This window comes from Gordonia sihwensis (assembly GCF_029632925.1).
GTDB classification, from domain to species: domain Bacteria; phylum Actinomycetota; class Actinomycetes; order Mycobacteriales; family Mycobacteriaceae; genus Gordonia; species Gordonia sihwensis.
In genome coordinates, this window is the sequence record NZ_CP121248.1 from 1,280,133 (window position 1) to 1,301,721 (window position 21,589).

At 68.8% G+C, this 21,589-nt stretch carries 23 protein-coding genes and 1 tRNA gene; 13 read left to right on the plus strand and 11 right to left on the minus strand.

The genetic code is table 11. The annotated features are described in order from the left end of the window. Positions 1-25: 25 nt before the first annotated feature. The 3 genes from P5P27_RS06035 to P5P27_RS06045 all read left to right on the plus strand — a co-directional run bounded on the left by P5P27_RS06035 (position 26) and on the right by P5P27_RS06045 (position 2,301). Positions 26-619, plus strand: coding sequence for a rhomboid family intramembrane serine protease (locus P5P27_RS06035; protein ID WP_006898224.1), 594 nt, complete (start codon positions 26-28; stop codon positions 617-619). After that, positions 616-1,419, plus strand: a complete 804-nt coding sequence (gene murI, locus P5P27_RS06040; protein WP_045536770.1) for a glutamate racemase — start codon at positions 616-618, stop codon at positions 1,417-1,419. Before P5P27_RS06035 ends, murI begins: the two co-directional genes overlap by 4 nt. A 105-nt stretch (positions 1,420-1,524) precedes the next feature. Beyond that, a complete protein-coding gene (locus tag P5P27_RS06045; protein WP_006898226.1) occupies positions 1,525-2,301 on the plus strand; it encodes a cyclic nucleotide-degrading phosphodiesterase in 777 nt (258 codons plus the stop codon). Positions 2,302-2,536: 235 nt separating this feature from the next. Here P5P27_RS06045 and P5P27_RS20760 read toward each other — a convergent pair whose 3' ends face one another. Further along, positions 2,537-2,785: a helix-turn-helix domain-containing protein gene (locus P5P27_RS20760; RefSeq protein ID WP_411815880.1), complete on the minus strand. Its 249-nt coding sequence runs from the start codon at positions 2,783-2,785 to the stop codon at positions 2,537-2,539. Between P5P27_RS20760 and P5P27_RS06050 the strand changes: the two genes are divergently transcribed. From P5P27_RS06050 to P5P27_RS06070, 5 genes are all read left to right on the plus strand, one after another. Then, positions 2,760-3,041, plus strand: a complete 282-nt coding sequence (locus P5P27_RS06050) for a hypothetical protein (RefSeq protein WP_278126876.1) — start codon at positions 2,760-2,762, stop codon at positions 3,039-3,041. The genes P5P27_RS20760 and P5P27_RS06050 overlap by 26 nt on opposite strands. Beyond that, positions 3,025-3,456: a hypothetical protein gene (locus tag P5P27_RS06055; RefSeq protein ID WP_278126877.1), complete on the plus strand. Its 432-nt coding sequence runs from the start codon at positions 3,025-3,027 to the stop codon at positions 3,454-3,456. The genes P5P27_RS06050 and P5P27_RS06055 overlap by 17 nt, the downstream gene beginning before the upstream one ends. Positions 3,457-3,604: 148 nt before the next feature. Continuing rightward, positions 3,605-4,363: a ribonuclease PH gene (gene rph / locus P5P27_RS06060; RefSeq protein WP_006898227.1), complete on the plus strand. Its 759-nt coding sequence runs from the start codon at positions 3,605-3,607 to the stop codon at positions 4,361-4,363. Beyond that, positions 4,360-4,992, plus strand: coding sequence for an RdgB/HAM1 family non-canonical purine NTP pyrophosphatase (rdgB, locus tag P5P27_RS06065; RefSeq protein WP_278126878.1), 633 nt, complete (start codon positions 4,360-4,362; stop codon positions 4,990-4,992). The genes rph and rdgB overlap by 4 nt, the downstream gene beginning before the upstream one ends. Beyond that, positions 4,989-5,285: a DUF2470 domain-containing protein gene (locus tag P5P27_RS06070; protein WP_278126879.1), complete on the plus strand. Its 297-nt coding sequence runs from the start codon at positions 4,989-4,991 to the stop codon at positions 5,283-5,285. The genes rdgB and P5P27_RS06070 overlap by 4 nt, the downstream gene beginning before the upstream one ends. Here the strand turns inward: P5P27_RS06070 and P5P27_RS06075 are convergent. Both P5P27_RS06075 and P5P27_RS06080 read right to left on the minus strand, forming a co-directional pair. Beyond that, positions 5,279-5,650 carry a DUF3817 domain-containing protein gene (locus P5P27_RS06075; protein WP_039868175.1) on the minus strand — a complete coding sequence of 124 codons (372 nt, stop codon included), beginning with the start codon at positions 5,648-5,650 and terminating at the stop codon, positions 5,279-5,281. The genes P5P27_RS06070 and P5P27_RS06075 overlap by 7 nt on opposite strands. 43 nt (positions 5,651-5,693) lie before the next feature. Then, a complete protein-coding gene (locus tag P5P27_RS06080) occupies positions 5,694-6,098 on the minus strand; it encodes a hypothetical protein (RefSeq protein WP_006898233.1) in 405 nt (134 codons plus the stop codon). Between the two features lie 133 nt (positions 6,099-6,231). Here P5P27_RS06080 and P5P27_RS06085 point away from each other — a divergent pair, with 133 nt between their 5' ends. Both P5P27_RS06085 and P5P27_RS06090 read left to right on the plus strand, forming a co-directional pair. After that, positions 6,232-8,796: an ABC transporter ATP-binding protein/permease gene (locus P5P27_RS06085; protein ID WP_006898234.1), complete on the plus strand. Its 2,565-nt coding sequence runs from the start codon at positions 6,232-6,234 to the stop codon at positions 8,794-8,796. Next, positions 8,793-10,550 carry an ABC transporter ATP-binding protein gene (locus P5P27_RS06090; RefSeq protein WP_278126880.1) on the plus strand — a complete coding sequence of 586 codons (1,758 nt, stop codon included), beginning with the start codon at positions 8,793-8,795 and terminating at the stop codon, positions 10,548-10,550. Before P5P27_RS06085 ends, P5P27_RS06090 begins: the two co-directional genes overlap by 4 nt. Before the next feature lie 19 nt (positions 10,551-10,569). Here P5P27_RS06090 and P5P27_RS06095 read toward each other — a convergent pair whose 3' ends face one another. Both P5P27_RS06095 and P5P27_RS06100 read right to left on the minus strand, forming a co-directional pair. Next, entirely contained in the window at positions 10,570-11,232 is a 663-nt protein-coding gene (locus P5P27_RS06095) for a phosphatase PAP2 family protein (protein ID WP_006898236.1), read from the minus strand. Positions 11,233-11,398: 166 nt separating this feature from the next. Beyond that, positions 11,399-11,486 (minus strand) — tRNA-Leu (locus P5P27_RS06100). 32 nt (positions 11,487-11,518) lie between these two features. On the opposite strand from P5P27_RS06100, the gene P5P27_RS06105 reads away from it, so the two are divergent. After that, positions 11,519-13,021 (plus strand): DUF7782 domain-containing protein, encoded by a 1,503-nt coding sequence (locus P5P27_RS06105; protein ID WP_278126881.1) that lies wholly within the window; start codon positions 11,519-11,521, stop codon positions 13,019-13,021. 31 nt (positions 13,022-13,052) lie between these two features. Here the strand turns inward: P5P27_RS06105 and P5P27_RS06110 are convergent, their stop codons facing one another. Both P5P27_RS06110 and P5P27_RS06115 read right to left on the minus strand, forming a co-directional pair. After that, the gene (locus tag P5P27_RS06110; protein WP_278126882.1) at positions 13,053-13,667 is read right to left on the minus strand and encodes a LysE family translocator; all 615 of its coding nucleotides are present in this window, start codon (positions 13,665-13,667) and stop codon (positions 13,053-13,055) included. Positions 13,668-13,670: 3 nt separating this feature from the next. Then, positions 13,671-14,321 carry a lysophospholipid acyltransferase family protein gene (locus P5P27_RS06115; protein ID WP_278126883.1) on the minus strand — a complete coding sequence of 217 codons (651 nt, stop codon included), beginning with the start codon at positions 14,319-14,321 and terminating at the stop codon, positions 13,671-13,673. Between the two features lie 62 nt (positions 14,322-14,383). On the opposite strand from P5P27_RS06115, the gene P5P27_RS06120 reads away from it, so the two are divergent. Beyond that, a complete protein-coding gene (locus P5P27_RS06120; RefSeq protein WP_231649983.1) occupies positions 14,384-14,905 on the plus strand; it encodes a TetR/AcrR family transcriptional regulator in 522 nt (173 codons plus the stop codon). On the opposite strand, the gene P5P27_RS06125 is transcribed toward P5P27_RS06120, so the two are convergent. After that, a complete protein-coding gene (locus tag P5P27_RS06125; protein WP_045536760.1) occupies positions 14,902-16,134 on the minus strand; it encodes a trans-sulfuration enzyme family protein in 1,233 nt (410 codons plus the stop codon). The genes P5P27_RS06120 and P5P27_RS06125 overlap by 4 nt on opposite strands. Before the next feature lie 170 nt (positions 16,135-16,304). Next, complete coding sequence (locus P5P27_RS06130; protein ID WP_006898243.1) at positions 16,305-18,092, minus strand: AMP-dependent synthetase/ligase; 1,788 nt, start codon at positions 18,090-18,092, stop codon at positions 16,305-16,307. Between the two features lie 141 nt (positions 18,093-18,233). Between P5P27_RS06130 and P5P27_RS06135 the strand changes: the two genes are divergently transcribed. Next, positions 18,234-20,024 carry a DEAD/DEAH box helicase gene (locus P5P27_RS06135; RefSeq protein WP_278126885.1) on the plus strand — a complete coding sequence of 597 codons (1,791 nt, stop codon included), beginning with the start codon at positions 18,234-18,236 and terminating at the stop codon, positions 20,022-20,024. A gap of 357 nt (positions 20,025-20,381) precedes the next feature. Here the strand turns inward: P5P27_RS06135 and P5P27_RS06140 are convergent, their stop codons facing one another. Beyond that, positions 20,382-21,131: an SIR2 family NAD-dependent protein deacylase gene (locus P5P27_RS06140; RefSeq protein WP_278126887.1), complete on the minus strand. Its 750-nt coding sequence runs from the start codon at positions 21,129-21,131 to the stop codon at positions 20,382-20,384. Next, a complete protein-coding gene (locus tag P5P27_RS06145; protein ID WP_222111403.1) occupies positions 21,128-21,553 on the minus strand; it encodes an HIT family protein in 426 nt (141 codons plus the stop codon). Before P5P27_RS06145 ends, P5P27_RS06140 begins: the two co-directional genes overlap by 4 nt. Positions 21,554-21,589 lie beyond the last annotated feature (36 nt).

Genomic DNA, 21,589 nt, shown 5'->3' on the forward strand with positions numbered 1-21,589 from the left:
TCTTCCGAAGCCGCGTCGGTCGCCGATGCCCAAGTGGGAGCGGTCGGGCATCACGATGGGCGTCATCGCCGTCGTGCTGCTGGTGGTCGAGGCGATCGACATGGCGACCGGTGGGGACCTCGACGAGTACGGCATCGTGCCGCGACGGCTGTCCGGACTCGACGGGATCATCTGGGCGCCGCTGCTGCACTCGGACTTCGCTCACCTGATCGGCAACCTGATCCCGGGCGTGGTGCTCGGCTTCCTGCTGCTGATGTCGGGACGCTTCCTGTGGGTGACGGCGATCGTATGGGTCATCAGCGGTCTGGGAGTGTGGCTCACCGCCCCGACCGGCTCGGTGACGATCGGCGCATCGGGGATCGTCTTCGGGTGGCTGGCGTATCTGCTGGTCCGCGGTCTATTCAACCGCGACGTGTGGCAGGTGCTGGGCGGGGTGGTCCTATTGGCGGTCTACGGTGGGATCCTGTGGGGCGTGCTGCCGCACGGAGGTGGAGTGTCGTGGCAGGGACACCTGTTCGGCGCCGTCGGCGGCGTGCTGGCGGCGTGGATGCTCAGCGACCGACGCGATCCGGGCAGCTCTGAGCCCCGACGACCAGAACTCAAGGGAGGCCCCCGATAACCGAGCTGCAAACCGGTCCCATCGGCATCTTCGACTCGGGCGTCGGCGGGCTCACCGTCGCGCGCGCGATCATCGATCAGCTGCCCGATGAGGATGTCATCTACATCGGCGACACCGCGAACGGGCCGTACGGGCCGTTGACCATTCCGGAGATCCGCAGGCATGCGCTGGCCATCGGTGACGAATTGGTGCACCGTGGGGTCAAGGCGATCGTCATCGCCTGCAACACCGCGTCGGCGGCCTGTCTGCGCGATGCGCGTGAACGCTATGCCCCCATTCCCGTCATCGAGGTGATCCTGCCCGCCGTGCGTCGCGCGGTGGTCGCGACCAAGACCGGTCGGATCGGCGTCATCGGCACGGAGGCGACCATCGCGTCGCGCGCGTATCAGGACTCGTTCGCCGCGGCACGCGATGTGGAGATCACGGCCGTCGCCTGCCCGAGGTTCGTCGACTTCGTGGAGCGGGGGATCACCAGCGGACGCCAGATCCTGGGTCTTGCCGAGGGCTACCTCGAGCCGCTGCAGGAGGCCGGCGTCGACACTCTGGTCCTGGGGTGCACCCACTATCCGCTGCTGTCGGGTGTGGTGCAGTTGGTGATGGGCGATCAGGTGACGCTCGTGTCGAGCGCCGAGGAGACGGCGAAGGACACTGTCCGCGTCCTGACCGAGCGCGACGCCCTGCATCCGCACTCGAATCGCGTGGCCCGGCGTCATTTCTCCGCGACCGGCGATCCGGACTCGTTCCGCAAGCTCTCGACCCGGTTCTTGGGACCTTCGGTGGGCCACGTAGAGCATTTCTGACCACTCCCGTGTGGCGTTCGGCACGGTCGATGCAGTGCCAACTCACCGGTCACAGGAGGGCGGATTGATGCCGGATTTCCGGAGCGGCATGGCAGAGTGTGTCCCATGCGTTTGACGGTGCTCGGGTGTTCAGGGAGTGTGAACGGCCCTGGTGCACCGTGCTCCGGATACCTGGTTCAGGCCGACGGACACCCGCCGGTCTTGATCGATTGCGGACACGGTGTCTTCGGTGAACTGCAGCAACACGCGGATCCGAACCAGGTCGCCGTCCTGCTCAGTCATCTGCACGCAGACCACTGCATGGATCTGCCCGCAATGCTGGTGTGGCGTCGGTGGGCGCCGACTCCGGCCACCGAACGTTCGCTCCTGTACGGGCCGGAGGGCACGGCGCTGCGCGTCGGTGCCGGGGCGTCGGAGTACCCGGGTGAGGTGGACGACCTGTCGGACACCTACGACGTGCGCGAGTGGGTCGACCGCGAAGCCGTCGAGATCCACGGCCTCCACATCGAGCCGTACAAGGTGAACCATCCGCCGAGCACCTTCGGGTTGCGGATCGTCGGCCCCGACGGCGAGGTGCTCGCCTACAGCGGCGACACCGGCGTGTGCGAGGAGGTGGTCGATCTCGCGCGCGACGCCGACCTGTTCCTGTGCGAGGCGTCGTGGACGCACGAGCCCGGCGTCCGGCCCGAGGGGCTGCATCTCTCCGGGGTCGAAGCCGGACAGGTGGCCGCCCGCGCATCGGTCCGCTCGCTCGCCCTGACTCACGTGGTCCCGTGGGCCGACTCCGCCGCCATCCTCGACGAGGCGTCGGGCGAGTATGCGGGACCGCTGCAACTCGTCCACCAGGGTCAGGTCATCGAGGTCCGTAAGCCGGTCGCATAGATCGCCTCGCTGGTTGAGCCGCGACGGTCGCTTCCGGTCTGCCCGTTCTTCTATCCGCGCAGTTCGACGACGGACGCGCGCTCCCAGCCCGCGCGTTCGTCGCGGAGTTGCGCGGATGTGCTGGATTCGCTGGTTGAGCCCCGACGAACGTGGTGAGGAGGGTGTCGAAACCCTTCGCAGTCGGGCTGGGACTGTCGTTGCGCGGACTAGTCCGGCGCACCGCCCTGCGCAGTCTTCAGCAGATCAGGGAGCGACACTTCGAGCGCCTCACTGAGCGCAAACAGGGTGCTGAGCCGAGGGTTGGCAGGTACTGCTTCTGGCGGTCGGAGAGCCCGGACTCAAGCAGTTGCAGGTGGTTGGTGCTGATTCCGATTTCCGCGGCGAGAGTCTCTTGACTCAGCTCCTTCTCGGTCCGCATTCGCGCGACAAGGACTCCCAGCTGCTTTGACAGCAGTGAGGTGCGGAGCACGGACACCGGTCGCATCGCGCTGTGGATGATCGACACCGACTACGACGGCGAATCGTTCTTCGTTCGGCACTGCTACTTCACCGGAGGGAACGATCCGTACAAGAAGTTGAAGACTTCGTTGAAGGCCGATATCGACGCCGATGCGTGGGCGTCGTTGTACCGCACCGAATCTCGTCCATTCAGCCGACCGTCAACTGGACGCGTCGCAGTCAAAGTGATCAATGACTACGGTGACGAGGTGACCAAGGTGTTCGATGTTCAACCGGCGTGACAGGGTCGCGGAGGGCGACATCTCGACAGTTGCCCTTCGCAAGCTGGTGCAGAAGCTGGATGCGCGACAGCCACTCACGGACGAGTACGAGGCTCGGACGGCGGCCGCGGGCCGAAACTCAAACGGCAACCAGAAGGCGCACCTGGACGGGTGGCTCGGTGAGTACGGCTCGCCGGGATATTACGGGCGGAAGAGTCCGTCGAACAGCGGCAAGGCTTTCTACAATCACTTCCGGTGTGCGCCTGGATTGATGTGGCTGGCTGAAGGGCTCGGCGAGGACCCTGTGGTACTCCGGCAGGCGATCGCGCGAGTAGACGGTGCCTTCGGCAACCCATCCAGCGAGGCCGCTGCGTTTCGAGCGGTTGTTCCGTGGAGTCGGATCGTGGAGTTGGTCGAGGCATCCAAGAGCCGGTGATCCGACTCCAGCGTGGCGACGGTGGTTTCGACACGTTCCTCACTACGTTCGTCGCGGCTCAACCAGCGGGCGGTCGGGTTGACGCACCGCGCGCTGCCCGGCACCTCCTCGTCGGCGGATATGTCGGCCTGTCCAGTAAGGTCGGGGCGTGACTTCACGAGCAGACGGCCGGGCAGACGACGAACTCCGGCCCATCAAGTTCACCCGCGGTTTCACCTCTCATCCGGCCGGTTCGGTGCTGGTCGAATTCGGCAACACCCGCGTCATGTGCACCGCCAGCGTCACCGAGGGCGTGCCGTCGTGGCGGCGCGGATCGGGGCTCGGCTGGCTCACCGCCGAATACTCGATGCTTCCCGCCGCGACCCACGAGCGCTCGAAGCGTGAGTCGGTGCGCGGCAAGATCGGCGGACGCACGCACGAGATCAGCCGCTTGATCGGACGTTCGCTCCGCGCGTGCATCGATCTGGCGGCGCTGGGTGAGAACACGATCGCCATCGACTGCGACGTCCTGCAGGCCGACGGCGGAACGCGGACGGCCGCCATCACCGGCGCCTACGTCGCGCTCGCGGACGCCGTCACCTACCTCGGCGCGGCGGGCAAGCTGGCCGACCCGCAGCCGCTGTCTTGCATCATCGCGGCGGTGAGCGTCGGTGTGGTGGACGGCCGCGTCCGCCTCGACCTGCCGTACGACGAGGACTCGCGTGCCGAGGTCGACATGAATGTGGTCGCCACCGACGCGGGCACCCTCGTGGAAGTGCAGGGGACAGGCGAGGGCGCGACCTTTGCGCGCGGAACGCTCGACAAGATGCTCGACGTGGCCTGCGCCGGCATCGAGAACATCGTCGCCGCGCAGCGCGAAGTGCTGTCGCAGCCGTACCCCGGATCGCTCCCGGGCAGCGGGCAGTGACCGGGACGGTCCTGCTGGCGTCGAACAACGCCAAGAAGCTGGCCGAGCTGCGACGCGTCGTCGAAGCGGCGGGCATCACCGGGCTCGAGGTGCTCGGGCTGGGTGATGTCACGTGCTATCCGGAACCGGTGGAAGACGGTGCGACGTTCGAGGACAATGCGCTGCTCAAGGCTCGCGCGGCCGTCGCCGCAACCGGACTGCCATCGCTGGCCGACGATTCCGGCCTCGCCGTCGACGCGCTCAACGGCATGCCGGGAGTCCTGTCGGCACGGTGGAGCGGTGGCGCCGGCGACGCCGCCAACAATCGCCTGCTGCTGGCCCAGCTCGCCGACGTACCGGACGAGCGACGCGGTGCGGCGTTCGTCTCGGTGTGTGCGCTGGTGCTGCCGACGGGCGCCGAGACCGTGGTCCGCGGAGAGTGGCGCGGCACCATCCTGCGTGACGAGCGCGGCGCGAACGGCTTCGGTTACGACCCGTTGTTCATTCCCGATGACGAGGTGGCCGCCGGGCGCACCTCCGCGGAGCTGCCGCCCGCGGAGAAGGACGCGCTGAGCCACCGTGGCAAGGCGCTGGCGCAGTTGGTCCCGGCACTCCGGGCCCTCGCCGGCGCGGGCGGAGGAGACCGATGACCGTATTCGAGGACGCGGTCGTGACCGCTGTGCTCCGGCATATGAACGACGACCATGCGACCGACAATCTCGTCATCGTGCGGGCGTTCGCCGAACCCGACGCCACCGCCGCGGTGATGACGGGCTTCGACTCGGTCGCGGGGGAGTGGACGGCGACCGTCGACGGAGCGGACCGTCCCGTCCGCGTGCCGTGGCCGACCGAGCTCACCGACCGAGCGTCCATCCGTCGCGAGGTGGTCGCCCTCTACAAGGCCGGTGCCGAGCGCCTGGGGATCGAGCTAGACGATCACTGATCGAGCTTGAACTGCTCCTTCACATCGCGAGTGCGAATGTGCTCGAACCAGAAGGACAGGAACGGGATGGTGCCCGCGATCGCGGTCGCCACCAGCTTCGGCAGCGGCCACCGGACCTTGATCGACAGGTCGACGGTGCAGATCAGGTAGATGAAGTAAATCCAGCCGTGAGCGACGCCGACCCAGCCGAAGCCCTCGACTCCGAAGCCGAACTTTGCGATCATCTCGGCGCACAGGGCGAGCAGCCACACGCCGGTGACCCAGGCCAGAACGCGGTAGCGCAGCAGCGCACTGCGGATCTGGGGGATGGTCGCAGTCACAGTCCCGTCCGGGGCGTCGTCGGCGGTCTTGGCGGATTCGGTCACGTCGTGGTCCTTCATCGGTCGCGCGGAGATTTCAGCTGATGCGTCAGTCGTGCGTCGGGTGTCTGTCGAGTTCGGCGAGGTATCTGTTGTACTCGGCCAGGTCGTCGTCCGGTGCGGCGTCGAGGATGGCCGCGACCGACGGGTCGTGTCGCGTGGGCCGCTCGGGAAGGACCCCCTCGGGTATCTCGGTCGGCTCGGCGCGGTCGCGGTGTTCAGCGTCCGGATCGGCTTCCATCACGACGAAGCGGCGATAGGCGTACACGACGGCCACCGCGAAGGCCGGCCACTGCAGGGCGTATCCCAGGTTCTGGCCGGTGCCCGTCGACGATTCGTAGCGGCCCCACTGCCACCAGGCGAGCGCCAGGCAAGCGCATGCCGCGACCGCCACCAGCGCGATCAGTGCGGGGCGGTGACGTCGTTTGGCGGGCGACGGCAGAGAGGACTTCACAGTATCGAAGGTACCTGGTCGGCTGCCGTGCATCGGGCCCGGTGCGGCCGCCCTCACTGTGCGTTCTGCCACCAGTCTGCTACTAATTAGCCAAGCCTAATCTTAGGTTCGAGTGGTTGACGATGGGGTGGACATGGGCAAGGGCTTCCAGGGAGCGGTGCTTCGCGCTCTCGGAGCGAAGAATCATCCGGCGACGGTCACCGGTGTGCGGTGGGTGACCGAACACGTCGTTCGCATCGAGTTCCAGTGCGGCGAGATCCTGCATGCGGGCGGCGAGAAGCCGGCCGCCTGGATCCGTGCTTGGTTCCCGGATGTGAACAACGCGGCCAAGTTCCATCAACGCGGATACACGCTGCTGGATCCGGACCCGGCGGCGGGGACGTTCGCGATCTGCTTCCTCGTCCACGATCCGGCCGGACCCGCGTCCACCTGGGCGCGCAATGCCGTCGTGGGCGATGAACTGCTGATGACACGGCTCGGCGGCGACGGCTACGACATCGCCGCGGACGGCGAGCGTCCGCGCGGATACCTGCTGATGGGAGACGTGGCGGCATGGCCGGCCATCGTGCGGCTGATCGAGGAGATCGGCGACGACATCCCGATCCGGGCGGTCATCGAGCACGAGAACGACGACGACCGCGACCTGCCGCTGCCCGAGCATCCGGGCCTCACCGTCGACTGGGTGCCCACCAGTCCGGACCGCCGGGCGCTGACCGAGGCGATCGGCGAGGACGACTATCGCGGATGGCACACGTGGGTCACGGCCGAGAGCAAGGCGACGCGACTGGCCAAGGGCGCGCTCGCCCTGAACCACGAGCAGAACAAGGCCACCATGCACACCCAGGCCTACTGGATGGCCGGACGTGCGATGGGAAAACAGGTCGACACGGCGACTGAGGACACCGCCGTGTCGACCGCCTCCGAGACGGCGACGGACGATGTCGCGGAGGCCGCTCTGACCCCGCCCCGCGCCCCGAAGGCCGCAGCGCCCGCCGAGCCCGTCCTCAAACCCGCCCTTCCCGCGCTGATCGTCGCCGGTCTGTTCGCGCTCGTGCTCGCGGTGCTCGCGGTGGTTCCTCTGGTGCTCTTCGCGGAGCTGGCGCGCTTGCTGGTGGAGGGGGCCGGCCGCCACGAGCTGATCGACGTCGCGGTCACGGCACTGATCGTTCTGGTGGCGGGCGCCGCCGGCAGCGCGGTGCTGATCACCGTGCTGCACTTCTACGACCAGGTGTATGCCGCGGCGCTGCGGCGGCGAGTGCTCCACAAACTCACCCGACTGCCGCTCGGATGGTTCCTCGGCCGCCGCAGCGCGGAGGTCAAGAAGCTAGTCGCCGACGACATCTCGTCGCTGCACTATCTGGTGACCCACGCGGTGCCCGATCTCGTGACGGCGATCGTCACGCCGCTGGCGATCCTCGGGTACCTCTTCTCGGTGAACTGGGTACTCGCTTTGGTGCTGCTGGTGCCGGTACTCGGGTACATCGTCGCAATGGCACGCCTGGCGACTGCCGACAGAGCCCGCCTGGAACAGAAGATGCGATGGGACGCGACCCTGCCGGGCGACGCCGAACGCTACATCGGCACGCAGCAGGTCAGCCGCGTGTTCGGCGACGGCGCGATCACCGACCTGCCCGCCCGACTGCGGCGTCTCACCGAGTTCCTGAAGGACTGGCAGCGCGCCACGATCGATGCGAAGTCGGTGATTCTGCAGCTCAACCGGCCGACGACGTCGATGGTGGTGGTCGCGCTGGCGGGCACGGCACTGATCACCGCCGACCAGATGGACGCGGCCGCGATCCTGCCCTTCCTGATCCTCGGCACCTCGTTCGGCGACCGGCTGCTCGCCGCGTCGTACGCCGTCGGCGGACTGCGCGAGGGGATGAACGGCAAGACCTCGCTCGATCTGTTGCTGTCGAGCGGTGAGCTCGAACAGGCGGAGAACGGCAGCACCGGGCCGGAGCCGAGCGGCCCGGCGCGAGTGGAACTGCGCGGCGTCACCTTCGGGTACACGCCCGGTCGGCCAGTGGTGCGGGACCTGCACCTGGACCTGCCCGCGGGCGGGACGACGGCCCTCGTCGGACCGTCGGGTGCGGGCAAGTCCACCGTGGCGGCTCTGGTCGCTCGCCTGTGGGACCCGGATGCCGGCGCGGTACTGCTCGACGGCGTCGACCTGCGCGACATTCCCGAGGTGCAGCTGCGGCAGCGGATCGCCGTGGTGTTGCAGGACGTCCAACTCATCCGCGGCACCATCGCCGACAACATCGCGCTCGGCATGCCCGACGCGGATCGTGCGGCGATCGCGGAGGCGGCCCGGGCGGCTCACATCGCCGACGTCATCGAATCAATGCCCGACGGATACGACACGGTGGTCGATCGCGACAGCCTCTCCGGAGGCCAGCGGCAGCGGGTCGCGATCGCCCGGGCGCTGCTCGGAGACCCGCGGTTCGTGGTCCTCGACGAGGCGACCGCCGCCGCCGACCCCGACTCGGAGTGGGAGGTGCGGCAAGGCCTGTCGAGGCTGTTGGCGGGGCGCACGGTGCTCATAGTGGCGCACCGACTGCACACCGTCGCCGACGCCGATCGGATCGTCGTCTTCGACGGCGGACAGATCGTGGAGCAGGGGACCGGCCCGGAACTGATCGCGGCCGGTGGACGATACGCGGCGATGACCGCGCAGGCGCAGGAGGCCCTCCGATGAGTTCAGACTCGACCCGAATCCTGCCGACCGTCTTCGCCGACGTCCGCGTCATCACCGGCGCCGCAGGGCGGCCGCACCGTCTCGCCTTCTACGCGCTCACGACGCTGTCCACGGCGCTGCAGGCGGCGGCCGTGCTGCTGTCGATCCCGCTGTTGCGCGCGTTGTTCGGCGACACCCCGTCGGACGCGTGGGTCTGGGTGGCGGCGATGGTCGCGGTGCTCGCGGTCGGCTGGACCGCGGACATCCTCGCGACCCGCGCCGGACTCCGCGTCGGATTCGGCTTGATCGACGCCGCCGAAAGCGCCGGTGTGTCGGCCATCGGCCGGCTCGATCCGGCCGAACTCCACGGCGATCGTGCGTCCCGGCTGCGCGACCTGGTCACCAAGTCCGGCCCGGAGTCGGTCTCGGCGATCGTCCTGCTCTTCTCGCCGCTGATCCATGCGGCCCTGCTGGTGCCGATGCTGGCCGTCGGCCTGCTGTTCGTGTCGTGGCAGCTCGCGGTGGTCGCTCTCGTCGGCGGCATCGTCCTGCTGGGCGCCTTCTACGGCGGACGCCGGGCCGTCGCGAAGTCGGAGGATCGGTTCGCCGAGGCAGGCCGCGCGCTGGACGACCGCATGCTCGAATTCGGCTGGGCACAGCCCACGCTGCGCGCCGCGGGGGTCGGCACCGGGACCGTCGACGAGGTGCTCGCGGATTCGCGGCGGCGCGGTTTCCGGCTCCTCGCCTGGCAGATCCCCGGCGACCTGCTCTTCACCGTCGCCGGTCAGCTCGTTCTACTGGCCTTCGGCGTCACCACCGGAGCGCTCTACCTCGACGGCACCCTCTCCGGAGTCACCGCGGCGGCGATGGTCGTCGTCCTGCTGCGAGTGGTGGAGACCACCGGTTCGCTCTCGCTGCTGGCCACCCCGATCGCCGGAGTGGAGCGATTGCTGGCACAGCTGCGCGACCTGGTCGTCGAGGATCTGGCTGCCGAACAGAACACAGTGCGGCGATCGACGTCGAACGACGCGCTCCGCGAAGCCTACGGTGCTCCCGTGCCGGTCCGTCTGAGCGAGGTCGGCTACACCTACCCGGACGGGACGCGGGCCCTCGACGGGGTGGAGCTGACCATCCCTGCCGGGGAGATCACGGTGCTGGTCGGAGCGTCCGGCTCGGGCAAGTCGACGTTGCTCGACGTCATCTCCGGGCTCCGCGAACCCAGCACCGGACGAGTCGACTTCGGCGGCGACGAGACGACTGCCGCCGGTCGGCTGCAGAACGCGTCGATGGTCTTCCAGACCACCTCGCTGCGGCCGGGGACGGTGCGCGAGAACGTGGTCACCAGCGCCGAGCCCGATCTCGTCGAGATCGCTGATCTCGCTCGACTCGACGCCGTGCTGGACTCGCTCCCCGAGGGCTGGGACTCGCGGATCGGCGACGGCAGCAATACCTTGTCGGGGGGCGAACGCCAGCGGGTCGGGCTCGCCCGCGCGCTGGCGAAGCCCGCCGGACTGCTGCTGGTCGACGAAGCGACGTCGTCACTCGACGTGATCACCGAACGCGCCGTGGTCGATTCGCTGCGGCGGATCCGCGGGACGCGGACGGTTGTGGTGGTGACGCACCGACCCGCGCTGGTGGCGCTCGCCGACTCGGTGATCGTCCTGGACCACGGCCGGGTGGTGGACTCGGGTGCGGTGGACGACCTGCTCGCGCGCGGCGGGGTGTTCGCCGACCTGTGGCAGCGGTGGCGAGAAGCGGAGGGCTGGCAGGTCTAGGGGTGCGCCCGGGGTGGTCTCACCGCACAGCCGCTCGCGACCGTTGCCAGTCCCGCACGTCGTGCTCGGTGTGAGCGCGTGCCGGCCGCGCGTTCCACGCCGGGATCAGCAGATCGACGACCGCCGCGACGGCGACCGCGAGGAGCGCTCCGCCGATGACGTCCGACGGTCGGTGCCATTGCTGGCTGACGACGGTGAACGAGACCACTCCGAGACCTGCCGTCGCGGCGATCGCCGCGAGCGGCCGCGCACGGCGGGGCGTGACCGCGCACAGGGCGATCCCCGCCGCGGCGAACGCGGCGACCGTGTTGGACGGGAACGAGTTGAGCGCGTTGCCGACGTCCAGCGGCGGTCGTTGCAGCTCGGATTTCAGGACGACCGCGAGCACCACGACGGCGCCGATCAGCAGGCTCGCGTGCAGGGCGAGCCGCCAGGATCGTCGCGCGAGACAGATCGCGCCGATCAGCAGGCCGCAGCCGGCGAGCACGGGGACTTGTATCTCGGCGAGCAGACCGCCCGTCGGAGCGTCGTTCCCGGTGCGCGCGCCCATCAGTTCCATCACGTCCTGATCGACCATCTGGCCCGCGTACGAGACGACGAGGAGCTCGTACGTCGCGGCGATGCCGAGCGACGCGAGGATCGCGGCCGCGAGGGCGGCGATCGGTGAAGTGCGATGCGTCATCCTTCGATGGTGCCTCGTGCGGTTGGCAGAACGCTCGTCCCGTACCCCGGGAGTGTCGTAGACCGGGACGCTGCTGACATCAGGCGTGGCAAGGCGCGCCGAGGGCGATATGCCCTCGGTACGCCCTGTAGCTACTGATCTTGACGGGGCAAACGACCGGGGCCGCTGGTGCGCGAGAAGGGACTTGAACCCTCACACCACTAGTGGGTACTGGAACCTAAATCCAGCGCGTCTGCCAATTCCGCCACTCGCGCGTGCAGTGCAACTGTACCGGTACGCTCGTGCGGTGATTCGCTACCCTCTGGACGCTCCGGACATCGTCGACGCCCTCGGGGCGGACCTGCGCGCCGCCGGTTACACCTCCGACGGAATCGCCGACCTCCTCGGCGAGGAGGCCGGCCAAGCGCTGGTGAGCGGTGTGTGGTGGCCCGCTCTGCGTCAGACGCGGCGAGCGGCCCCCGACCGCGCGCCGCTCGCGACTCTGATCCGGCTGTTCCTGCTCGGCGCCACGGAACCGGCCGACGACGTCGCCGCCGCACTGCCCGGCGTCGGACCGGAGGCCCTCGTCGACCAGCAGGTGATCGAGCCCGCGGACGGCGGTGTTCGCGCCGTCCTCGACATCCGGCCGCACGGCAGCGACGACGCCGACCGGCTCGTCGTCGCCGATCAGGACGCGTCGATGCGTCCCGGCGCCGTGGCCCACGACCACGTGCTCGGCATCGGCGGGGCGTCGATGTCATTGGCGCAGGCGGTGATCCGCACGCCGTTCGCGCGGGCGCTCGATCTCGGAACCGGATGCGGCGTACAGGCGCTGCACATGTCGTCTCACTGCGAGACGATCGTCGCCACCGACACCAACGCGCGGGCGCTGGCACTGGCGGCGGCGACGGCGCGGCTGAACGGACTGGACTGGGACCTGCGGGAGGGCAGCCTGTTCGAGCCGGTGGCGGGCGAGAGATTCGACCTGATCGTGTCCAATCCGCCGTTCGTGGTCGGCAGCGGTGCGCAGGACTACATCTACCGCGACTCCGGGATGGCCGGAGACGGCATCAGCCGAAGCCTCATCGAGCGGATCGGCGAACATCTGAATCCGGGCGGCATCGCGCAGATCCTGGCGAACTGGGAGGTGCGCGACCTCGACGCATGGGACGACCGGGTCCGGGAGTGGGTGCAGGCGAGCGGTCTGGACGCCTGGGTGGTCCAGCGGGAACTGGCCGATCCCATCAGCTACGTCTCGCTCTGGGTCTCGGATGCGGGGGAGTCGGTGGTCGACGCGGCCGAGCGGGGTGCGCGGTGGCTCGACTGGTTCGAGTCCGAGGGGATCGTCGCCGTCGGCATGGGTTCGATCACCTTCCGCCGACCCGTCGAGGATCGTCCGGCCGATGTGGTGATCGAAGAGATCACCGCCGCCGGCCAGGAGGTCACCGGCTTCGAAGCGCAGGCCTTCTGGGCGCGGCGCGACTTCCTGCGTGAGAACTCCGACGCCGACCTGCTGGCCTCCCGGCTCAGCACCTCACCGGTGTTTCTGGAGACCCAGGCGCTCCCCGGCGACGACGGCTGGCAGCAGGTGAGCGCCTCGGTGACCCGCCCCGGCGGTCCGGGAGCGGTGCTTCCGGTGGACGAGGTGCTGACGTCGCTTCTCGCCGGCTGTCGCGGCCAGGTGCCGCTGGCCGCGCTGATCTCACTGCTGGCCGACTTCCACGGCGTGGACGCCGACGCGCTCGCCGCGGCGGCGATGCCGGCGATCCGCGAAGCCATCGGGCGCGGGATCCTCTACCGGGCCGACTGAACGTCGGGCTGGTAGCGGAACGACGCCCCGGCTACTCCGTCGCCAGCCTCAGCCCGAAACCGACGAGCGCGAGACTGGCCACCAGATCGATGCGGCGCCGAATGCGGGGCGCACGCATCCAGGCGCCGATCCGGTCGGCGGCGACGATGAGCACGGCGAAGTAGACGCCGGTGAGCGCCAGATAGACCAGACCGAAGCCGAGCGTCGTCCATGCGACGGGCGCACCGTCCGGAACGAAGCCCGGCAGCAGCGTGATGAACATGATGCCGATCTTCGGATTGAGGATGTCGGTCGTGAATCCGGTGAGGAAGCCCGCCCGGCGCGACGACGGCGCCTCATCGACCGACGGCCCGCCGCGCAGGGACCGGATCGAGCGCAGTGTCTGGACGCCGAGCAGCACCAGGTAGCAGCCGCCGACGATCTTGAGCACCTCGTAACCGATCTCACTCATCTGCAGAATCGCCGAGAGACCGAGGACGGCGGCGAGGATCCAGACCAGCAGTCCGGTCATCACGCCCAGCGACGTCCGGACCCCGCCGGCCCGGCCGCCGCGGGCCAATCCGCGCATCACCACGAGGGAGTCGGGGCCGGGCAGCAGTACCAGGAGCGTCGACGCGAGAGTGAACGACGCGAGAGACGACAGCATCCGTCAATGGTAGGGCCGCGCGTACTCGTCGACGCAGGCGACGGAGCCGAGTGCGGCGATCACGGCCATGACGGCGTCGGTGGCGCCGCGGACGTCGTGTGAGGCGCCGAGCAACTCATCGGCCGGCATCGGGTCGCCGATGCGGATGCGCACCGGTCCGCGACCGATCCGCCGGGTGCCGGGCGGATTCACCTCGCGTGTTCCCGAGAGCCGAACGGGGACGATGACGGTGCCCGGGACTCGCGCCGCGACTCGCATCATCCCGGTGTGTCCGCGGTGCAAACGCCCGTCGGGCGAGCGCGTGCCCTCCGGGTAGATGCCCCACGCGCCGCCCCGGGCGAGCAACTGCGCCGCAGCCTCGAGCGCGGCGTCGTCGCCCGACCGGTCGACCGGGATCTGACCGGTTCCGCGGAAGAACGCACGACTGACCGCGCCGCGGACTCCGGAACCCCGGAAGTACTCCGCCTTGGCGAAGAACGAGAGTCGGCGGGGTATGGCCAGCGGGAGGACCAGGGAGTCGATCTCCGCCAGGTGGTTGGCCGCCACGATGACCGGGCCACTGGTGGGAACGCGGTCGGCGCCGTCGACGGTGATCGGCACCCAGAGCCGGAGTGCGGGGCCGATCAGAACGTGTTTGCAGAGCGGATACAGCACGGGAGGCCTTTCGTAGACAGTGTCTACTGGACAGTGTGGGGGCGACCGTAGACACTGTCAACGTGGTTGACGATCCGAGTACGCGCGCACGGCTGGTCGCCGCGGGGGTCGACCTCGTCGACACCGCGGGATTCGGTGCGGTGGGCGTGCGTTCGGTGGCCGCCCGGGCAGGCGTCTCGCACGGCGCTCCGCGCCGATACTTCCCGACGCTCGAGAGTCTGCTGGCGGCGATCGCCGCCGAAGGCGTGGCCGATCTCAACGCCGCTCTCGCACCCGCCATCGCGAACGGCATCGGCGACGGCGCCGTCGCCTATTGGCGGTTCGCGCGCGCCCGGCCGGGCATGTTCACGCTGATCTTCCGGCACGACCTGCTCGACTCGGCCGGCGGCCGCCTCCGCGAGACCACGGGCGGCTGGTTCTCGGCCCTGGTCGAGGCGACCGGCGACGAACTGCGCGCCGTGTCGTGCTGGGCCGCCGTGCACGGTCTGTGCGTGCTGGCCGCGACCCGCGCACCAGAGACCTTCGGGTTCGAGATCGACGAGAGCGTGGTGCGGCGAGTGGCCGAGGACCGGGCGCGAGGTTAGCCCGCGGCCGAGTCGAGGGCGGCCGCGAGGTCGGCCTTCAGATCGTCAACGTCCTCGAGGCCGACCGAGAATCGCAGGTGCCCGTACTCGCGGAAGCCCTCCGGGTAGGCGGCGACGCGCGGTCCGCTGGTGCCCACGTGCACGATCAGCGACTCGTCGTGGCCGACGGAGACCGCCGACGTCACGACCTTCAGGTCGTTCACGAAGCGATTCTGCAGGTCCGGATCGCCTTTCAGTGCGAACGACATGATGCCGCCGAAACCGCCGATGCCGCGATCGCCCGCGCCGAACTGACGCTTGGCCAGCTCGTGCTGCGGGTGGCTCTCCAGACCGGGATAGGCCACGTAGGCGATGCGCTCGTCGGCCTCCAGGAACCGGGCGAGCTCCAGCGCCGACTCCTGATGCTGCCGCAGGCGCAGCGGCAGTGTCACCGAGCCGCGCATGATGAGCCAGGCGTTGAAGGGCGAGATCACGCCGCCGACGTCCACCATCGCCTCCGACCGGATCGGTTCCACGAGATCGGCACGCCCGATCACCGCGCCGCCCATCGCGTCGCCGTGGCCGTTGATGTACTTGGTGAGCGAATGCACCACCAGGCCGGCGCCGTCGTCGAGCGGGCGGTACAGCGGCGGGGGAGTGAACGTGGAGTCGACCATCAGGATGATGCCGCGGGCGTCCGCGATCTCCGCCAGCGCGGCGATGTCGGCGACCTTGGTGGTGGGGTTCGCGATCACCTCCGTGGCGATGAGTTTGGTCTCGGGACGGATCGCTGCGATCACGGCGTCGTGGTCGGTGATGTCGACGAACGTGGCCTCGATCCCGTACTTGCGAGGCAGCAGCGACGTCCAGAGCTTGTAGGTCGCCTCGTAGGTGGTGTCGGAGACGACGACGTGATCGCCCGCGTTGACATGCCCGAAGAACACCGCGTGCAGTCCGGCGACGCCGGAGGCGAGGACGACGGCGTCCTCACCGTGCTCGAGCGCGCAGAGCTTGTCCTGCAGCGCGATCTGATTGATCCCGGTGTTGCGGGTGTAGGTGAGGTGCTCGGGGTTCGACCAGTCCATGGTCGACGGATCGGGCGGCAGGTTGTAGGAGTTCGCCATGATGATCGGCACGCGAATCGCCGCGCCGTCGCCGTCGGTGCCCGTGCCGGAGGCGTGATTGCCGCCGTGAACGCTCAGCGTCTGTTCACCGAGTGACCCGGGGACGCACTTATCGGGCCTGTTCATCTCGTCGTACTCCGTTCCGGGCACCTGCCCACTCGCGGCCGCAGCGCTGCGGCACCGCCAGCGTAAGACCGGGCGAAGCGCGCAGTCCGCGCAGGTCCCCGCGATGAACGGCGGCGCACCGGAATCGATGCCGGTGCGCCGCCGCGGGAGTCGACGTCGAGACGTGCCGCTCAGCTGTACAGGTCGGCGATCGCCTCCTGGTACGACTGGTGGATCACGTTCCGCTTCAGCTTGAGCGTGGGCGTGAGCTCACCGGTCTCGATCGTGAAGTCGGTCTCGAGGATCTCGTACTTCTTGATGGCCTCGGCCTTGGACACGGTCTTGTTCGCGCCGGCGATCGCCGCGTCGATCTCGGCGCGCAGCTCCGGATTCCGGATCAGCTCCGACAACGGCGTCGACGCGGGCAGCCCCTTGCGCTCGAGCCATCCGGGGACCGCTTCGGGATCGAGGGTCACGAGTGCGGCGATGAACGGCTTCTGATCGCCCACGACGAGGCACTGGCTCACCAGCGGGTGCGCCCGGATGGTGTCCTCCAGCTGGGCGGGCGAGACGTTCTTGCCGCCTGCCGTGACGATCAGTTCCTTCTTGCGCCCGGTGATGAACAGGTAGCCGTCCTCGAGGCGGCCGATGTCGCCGGTGTGGAACCAACCGTCGCGGATCGCGTCGGCCGTCGCCTGCTCGTTGCGCCAGTAGCCGGAGAAGACCATCGGCCCCTTGAGCAGGATCTCGCCGTCGTCGGCGATCTTCACCGTGACGCCGGGCACCGGACGCCCCACCGAACCGATGCGGCTGTGCTCCTCGTTGTTGGCGGTGACCGCGGCGGTGGTCTCGGAGAGGCCGTAGCCCTCGTACACGGGCACCCCGGCGCCGCGGAAGAAATGGCCCAGCCGCTCACCGAGCGGGGCGCCGCCGGAGATGGCGCCCTCGCAGTTGCCGCCGAGCGCGGCGCGCAGCTTTCCGTACACCAGCTTGTCGAAGACCGCGTGCTTCACCTTGAGCAGGACGCCCGCGTCGCCGGATTCGACCGCCCGGCTGTACTCGATCGCCGTGTCGACGGCCTTCGCGAAGATCTTGCCCTTGCCTCCGTCGATCGCCTTCTGCTCGGCGGTGTTGTACACCTTCTCGAAGACGCGCGGGACCGACAGCACGTAGTTCGGCTTGAATACGGCCAGGTCGGCGATCAGGTTCGGAATGTCGTTGGTGTGGCCCAGTACCACGGCGTTCTCCACGCAGCCCACGGCGACGACCCGTGCGAAGACGTGTGCGAGAGGCAGGAACAGCAGCGTCGACTTCCCCTCCTCGAGGCCGGTGCCGACGGCCTCGGCGGTCGCCGCGCACTCGGCGAGGAAGTTCTCGTGCGTCAAGACGACGCCCTTCGGCCGGCCCGTGGTTCCGGAGGTGTAGATCAACGTGGCGGCGTCGGAGGCCCGGGCCTGCGATTCCCGCTCGTCGAGCACCGAGTCGGGGAGGTCGGCGCCGCGCTTGCGGAGCGCGTTGATCGCGCCGTCGTCGATGACGAAGGTCTCGCGAAGCTCGGGCGCCTTCGCGATCACCTCCTGGTGGGTCGACCGGTTGGCCGCGGTCTCCACGATCAGTATCGATGCGCCCGAATCGGTGAGGATCCACTCCACCTGGTCGGGGGACGAGGTCTCGTAGATCGCGACGGTGGTGGCACCCGCGCGCCAGATCGCGTAGTCGATCAGGCTCCACTCGAACCGAGTGGACGACAGCAGCGCGACGCGGTCGCCACGGCTCACGCCGGCGGCGATCAGGCCCTTCGCGACGGCGTCGACGTCGTCGGCGAAAGCGCCGGCGGTGACGGTGATCCACTGCCCGGAGTCCGCGCGCCTGCGGAACAGCGGCAGAGTCGGGCGGTCCTTCCGGTAGCGCTGCAGAGCAGTGATCGTGGTGGCGTTCTCATCAACGGTCGTGATGGATGGAGCAGTGAACTCCTGCATGGTGACGTCCCCTTGTGATACGAATTGCTTGATCTGTCTAACGCGATCCAAGTGATGGAACCGTACCGCACATCTCAGTGAGGGGCGTCACAGGGTGTCGGCGGGGTATTATCTACACCCGATGACTACGAATGTTCGCCGATGAGCGAATCCGAGAACACCAGCTCTACCGCGCCCGCGGCCGAGAAGTCCACCGGCTTCGGTGACCTCGGCATCGACCCCGGCGTGCTCAAGGCGCTCGACGACGTCGGCTACGAGACGCCGTCGCCGATCCAGGCGGCGACCATCCCTCCGTTGATGGAGGGACGCGACGTCGTCGGACTGGCGCAGACCGGCACCGGCAAGACCGCTGCCTTCGCACTGCCGATCCTCACCCGACTCGACACCTCGGCCCGCAAGCCGCAGGCCCTCGTGCTCGCGCCCACGCGCGAACTGGCGCTGCAGGTGGCCGAGGCCTTCGGCAGCTATTCGACGTACCTTCCCGAGGTCAAGGTGCTGCCGATCTATGGCGGCCAGAGCTACGGGATCCAGCTGTCCGGCCTGCGCCGCGGAGCCCAGGTGATCGTCGGCACGCCGGGCCGCGTGATCGATCATCTCGACAAGGGCACCCTCGACCTGTCGCAGCTCGAGTTCCTCGTGCTCGACGAGGCCGACGAGATGCTGACGATGGGCTTCGCCGAGGACGTCGAGCGAATCCTCGCCGACACCCCGGATCAGAAGCAGGTCGCGCTGTTCTCCGCGACCATGCCGGCCGCCATCGGCCGCCTGGCGCGCAAGTACCTGAACAACCCGCAGGAAGTCACCGTCAAGAACAAGACGGCGACCGCGCAGAACATCACGCAGAAGTACCTGCAGGTGTCGCACCAGCGCAAGCTCGACGCCCTCACGCGGGTGCTCGAAGTGGAGCCGTTCGACGGCATGATCGTCTTCGTCCGGACCAAGTCGGCCACCGAGGAGCTCGCCGAGAAGCTGCGAGCTCGCGGCCTGAGCGCGATGGCGATCAACGGCGACATGGTCCAGGCCCAGCGTGAGCGCACCATCAATCAGCTCAAGGACGGTTCGCTCGACATCCTCGTGGCCACCGACGTGGCCGCTCGAGGACTGGACGTCGACCGCATCTCGCATGTGGTGAACTACGACATCCCGCACGACGTCGAGTCGTACGTGCACCGCATCGGGCGTACCGGCCGGGCCGGGCGGTCGGGCACCGCGCTGCTGTTCGTCTCGCCTCGCGAACGTCATCTGCTGCGGTCGATCGAGCGCCACACGCGGCAGGATCTCGAAGAGATCGATCTGCCGAGCGTCGACGATGTGAACGCCCAGCGCGTCGCCAAGTTCGCCGATTCGATCACCGAGAACCTCGCCTCCGACAATCTGGATCTGTTCCGCGGGCTGGTGGAGAACTACGCCCGCGAGAACGATGTCGCGATGGCCGACATCGCCGCGGCGCTGGCCCTGGAGACCCGAGACGGCGGCTTCCTGATGGCTCCCGATCCGCCCAAGGGCGAGCGGGGCGATCGCGGGGACCGGCGTGACCGTGCACCGCGCGGCGGCGGTCATTTCGCCACGTACCGCATCGCCGTCGGCCGCAAGCACAAGGTGTCGCCGGGCGCGATCGTCGGCGCGATCGCCAACGAGGGCGGCCTCACTCGCGGTGACTTCGGCAACATCAGCATCCGCGACGACTTCAGCCTCGTGGAACTCCCCAACGATCTCGACGCCGAGACGCTCGGGATGCTCAAGCACACCAAGATCGGCAAGCATCCGATCGACCTGCGCCCGGACATGGGTCCGCCGCGCGGTCGGGGAGGCGCTCGCGGATCGGCGCGCGGATACGAAGACCGCGGCCGCAAGGGCGGTTACCGCAAGGGCGGCGACAAGTTCGGCAAGCGACCGGCCCGCGTGGCCGGCCGCGGTCGCGACAGTCGCTAGGCTCAGCGCGCACTGCCGCATGAGATTGACCGCTCACGGCCCAGGATGCCTGTTCTCGCAGCTGTGGGCCGTGAGCGGTCAATCTTGTGCGGCTGCTCTGTCCCATGGGGCTTTGCGAGTAGCCTTCCCCCTCAGACGCTCGAGCAGAAGCAGCCCGGCTGGTTCGCGGGAATGGGTCTGGTCGCGCCGCTGCTGATGATCGTCGGCTGAGGTTCTCGGGTTGGCGGGTTGGTTTCGACTCGCTCCGCTCGCTCAACCAGCGGGATGTCGCTGGGGACGCTCAATCAGCGGGGTGTTGCTCCGCTCGCTCAACCAGCGGGGTCGGGGAATCGCTCAACGAGGCGACACCCGACGCCGTCAGAGGATCAGCGGCAGCGTCGCGGCGGCGGTCGTCGGAAGGTACAGGGTCGCCAGAGGGGTGAGCGCGGACGGTTCGGGATTCACCTCGATGATCGGCGTGCCCGCCTCCGCGGCGAGCATCGGCAGTCCCGCGGCGGGGTGGACCACACCGCTGGTACCGACGATGATCAGCAGATCGCAGGCCACGACCGTCTGCGACGCTGTCAGCCAGTCGAGGTTCGGAAGCGATTCGCCGAACCACACGACGCCGGGGCGCAGACTCGCGCCGCACTCGGGGCATCGGGGGCGCACCGACTCGAGTGCGACGTCCGGATCCGCGCGATGCGGGCAGGCCTCGCAGCGCGGAGCCTTGAGACTGCCGTGCAGATGAGCGTCGACCGTCGACCCAGCTCGCTCGTGGAGATCGTCGACATTCTGCGTGATGACGCTGACACGACCGCCCGCGGACTCCTTCTTCCGGCCGAGCTCGGCCACCGCGTGGTGCCCGGCGTTCGGCTCCACCTCGCGAAGACGCGCCGCGCGGTCCCGATACCAGCCCCACACGAGGTCGGAGTCGCGCCGCCACGCCTCGGGCGTGGCGAGATCGGCGGGATCGTAGTTCTCCCACAGTCCGGTCAGGGCGTCGCGGAAGGTCGGAATCCCGCTCTCGGCCGACATCCCCGCGCCGGAGAAGACGCAGACATGGTCCGCGGCGGCGATCAGTGCGGCTGCCTGCGCCAGCGATTCGGGAGTGACAGTCCAGGTCACGACTGCGACTCCAGCGCCGATCGCAACACTGCGGCGGTCGACTCCAAGTCGCCGGCACGACGCGTCAGGAACCCCTTAGCGAAGGTCAGCTTGTCGCCCGTATGCCTGGGCACCACGTGCAGGTGCGAGTGGAAGACGGTCTGGGATGCGGCACGGCCGTCGTTCATCGCGAGATTCACTCCGTCGGCGCCGATCGCGCTCGACCGCATCGCACCGGCGATCCGCTGACCCGCGCCGAACATCTTTCCGCCGATCTCCGGATCGAGATCGGCGAGACCGGACGAGTGCTTTCGCGGGACCACCAGGGTGTGTCCCCGCGTGATCGGTGAGAGGTCGAGGAAGGCGATCACGTCGTCGTCGGAGTACACGACGTGGGCGGGGGAGACGCCGGAGACGATGCCGCAGAAGACGCAGTCGGTCATGGCACCCGAGCGTAACCGCCCGCAACGACACGAGCG

Bases quoted from the DNA above. Each gene is read 5' to 3' on its own strand.
- P5P27_RS06055 (WP_278126877.1), top strand. From the start codon at position 3,025: ATGTTCAACCGGCGTGACAGGGTCGCGGAGGGCGACATCTCGACAGTT.
- P5P27_RS06125 (WP_045536760.1), bottom strand. From the start codon at position 16,134: ATGAACAGGCCCGATAAGTGCGTCCCCGGGTCACTCGGTGAACAGACG.
- P5P27_RS20760 (WP_411815880.1), bottom strand. From the start codon at position 2,785: ATGCGACCGGTGTCCGTGCTCCGCACCTCACTGCTGTCAAAGCAGCTG.
- P5P27_RS06090 (WP_278126880.1), top strand. From the start codon at position 8,793: ATGAGTTCAGACTCGACCCGAATCCTGCCGACCGTCTTCGCCGACGTC.
- P5P27_RS06085 (WP_006898234.1), top strand. From the start codon at position 6,232: ATGGGCAAGGGCTTCCAGGGAGCGGTGCTTCGCGCTCTCGGAGCGAAG.
- P5P27_RS06035 (WP_006898224.1), top strand. From the start codon at position 26: ATGCCCAAGTGGGAGCGGTCGGGCATCACGATGGGCGTCATCGCCGTC.
- P5P27_RS06070 (WP_278126879.1), top strand. From the start codon at position 4,989: ATGACCGTATTCGAGGACGCGGTCGTGACCGCTGTGCTCCGGCATATG.
- P5P27_RS06130 (WP_006898243.1), bottom strand. From the start codon at position 18,092: ATGCAGGAGTTCACTGCTCCATCCATCACGACCGTTGATGAGAACGCC.
- P5P27_RS06135 (WP_278126885.1), top strand. From the start codon at position 18,234: ATGAGCGAATCCGAGAACACCAGCTCTACCGCGCCCGCGGCCGAGAAG.
- P5P27_RS06145 (WP_222111403.1), bottom strand. From the start codon at position 21,553: ATGACCGACTGCGTCTTCTGCGGCATCGTCTCCGGCGTCTCCCCCGCC.
- P5P27_RS06045 (WP_006898226.1), top strand. From the start codon at position 1,525: ATGCGTTTGACGGTGCTCGGGTGTTCAGGGAGTGTGAACGGCCCTGGT.
- P5P27_RS06110 (WP_278126882.1), bottom strand. From the start codon at position 13,667: ATGCTGTCGTCTCTCGCGTCGTTCACTCTCGCGTCGACGCTCCTGGTA.
- P5P27_RS06095 (WP_006898236.1), bottom strand. From the start codon at position 11,232: ATGACGCATCGCACTTCACCGATCGCCGCCCTCGCGGCCGCGATCCTC.